The sequence below is a fragment of the Candidatus Cloacimonadota bacterium genome (assembly GCA_011372345.1).
Classification (GTDB): domain Bacteria; phylum Cloacimonadota; class Cloacimonadia; order Cloacimonadales; family TCS61; genus DRTC01.
In genome coordinates this window covers 1-1,822 of record DRTC01000501.1, presented here as the reverse complement: position 1 = coordinate 1,822, position 1,822 = coordinate 1, and the positions used below count along the sequence as shown (strand labels likewise).

At 34.5% G+C, this 1,822-nt stretch carries 1 protein-coding gene; it reads right to left on the bottom strand.

The window, feature by feature from the left end; all coding sequences use genetic code 11:
* Window positions 1-111 precede the first annotated feature (111 nt).
* Window positions 112-1,680, bottom strand: a complete 1,569-nt coding sequence (locus ENL20_09670; protein ID HHE38824.1) for a T9SS type A sorting domain-containing protein — start codon at window positions 1,678-1,680, stop codon at window positions 112-114.
* Window positions 1,681-1,822 lie beyond the last annotated feature (142 nt).

Below are 1,822 nucleotides of genomic sequence, written 5' to 3'. Positions count from 1 at the left end.
TGGAGTAAAACAACTATGTTGTTTTAATGAGTTGTTGGTAACTCATCACTAGTGAAAACGACTTTGTCGTTTTTGCTTCAAAATAATTGAAGCACTCCAAAAGACTCCAAATCAGCGAATTAAAATCATCTTCTTGGTTGAAGAAAATTTCCCTGATTTCAGTTTATAGAAATAAATTCCGGAATTTACCGGTTTTCCGGAGTCATCTTTTCCGTCCCAGACGATGTGGGAAAGCGACTCCGTCGCTTTTGCGTCAACATAGTTGACGCACTCCAAAGTTCGAACTTTTTGACCTTTGATGTTATAAATCTCAATCTCTGCGACCTTTGTATCCTCTGCGGTGAGATTAAAAGAGATCGTGGTCGAGGAACTGAAAGGATTAGGATAATTTGATATTTCAATTCTTTCATTATTCATTATTAATTCTTCATTGATGGAACTATTTTGATTAAAATAAAATGCTCCCATATCTGCGATTGTACCGTCAGGATCGAGAGGTGAATCCGGGTCTCCGGCATCGATGCAGGGAGAGTTTTCTGTGAGATGGAAATCTCCGTTTTCGGGATCGAGGAACAAAGGATCCGAGTCAATATTTCCTTCAAGCCACTCATATTCTCCGTTATTATTTGTTTCGATTGTATTCTCTCCATTTTCTATATTTGTATAAGAAATCGAAAGACAATTCGGATCCCAAAAATCAGCAAAAGTGATCATTTGATTTTCATTATTCCACAATATTGAATTGATAATTTCAATTTCCGAATGCATTAATAAAAAAGCAATTCCAGAATTATTATTGCAAATCGTACAATTTATAAGCCTTAAAACAGTGTTAAAAATATGAATACAATCATTATGAATGAATGACATATCAATATTATTAGTAATTAACGTTTTTACGAAATCGATGTTTGAAGAACTTGAATAGATTGCAGAACCAGCATCTGCTTGATTGCCTGATATTTCGACCTTAAATAGTTCAAGATTTGACCCACCCGAACAGATTCCCCCTCCATCTTCGGTTACATTATTATACAGTTTTACATTCTTGATATTTGTATTTGAACAACTACTATAAACTCCCCCGCCTTGTCCTTTATAAAAAAACATATATTGTGTTCCAGACTCTGCTTCATTATTTCTAATCATACAATTCTCAATCATTAGATTCTGATTTAATTCTTCATCCGGATTATTTTCTATAAAAAAACCGCCACCTTTGTTTGAAATATTATTTTGAACAATTAAATTCTTCAATTCTGGAAATGAAAGTTTACAATAAATTCCTCCACCTTTATAAACATAGTAAATCCATCCGTTTGAGGTTATTGTGAATTCTTTTCCCGTTCCATTTTGAATAGTAAAACCTGCTAATACTGTTGTAGAATCTTCTCCGCTCTCAAAAGTAACAACACTCCCATTCTGATTTCCATCGATGATCGTCTCTGAAATATAAGTCGTATCCTGTGTTGTCAGGAAGAGAGATGCAACCGTGATATTCTTTCCGTTATAATTGATATTCTCAATATAAGTTCCGGGTTGCACAATAACCGTATCTCCATTTACGGAAGCATCGATTCCCTGCTGAATTGTCGGTTGGTCAGCAGGAATGTTGATGATGGTTGAAGATAGGTTGAAAATTTGGAAAAGAAAAAGTGAGATAAGAAAAATGGATTTCATCTTTACCTCCAGGTTTTGTTTTTGGAGTAAAACAACTATGTTGTTTTAATGAGTTGTTGGTAACTCATCACTAGTGAAAACGACTTTGTCGTTTTTGCTTCAAAATAATTGAAGCACTCCAAAAGACTCCAAATCAGCGAAT

Bases quoted from the DNA above. Each gene is read 5' to 3' on its own strand.
- ENL20_09670 (HHE38824.1), bottom strand. From the start codon at position 1,680: ATGAAATCCATTTTTCTTATCTCACTTTTTCTTTTCCAAATTTTCAAC.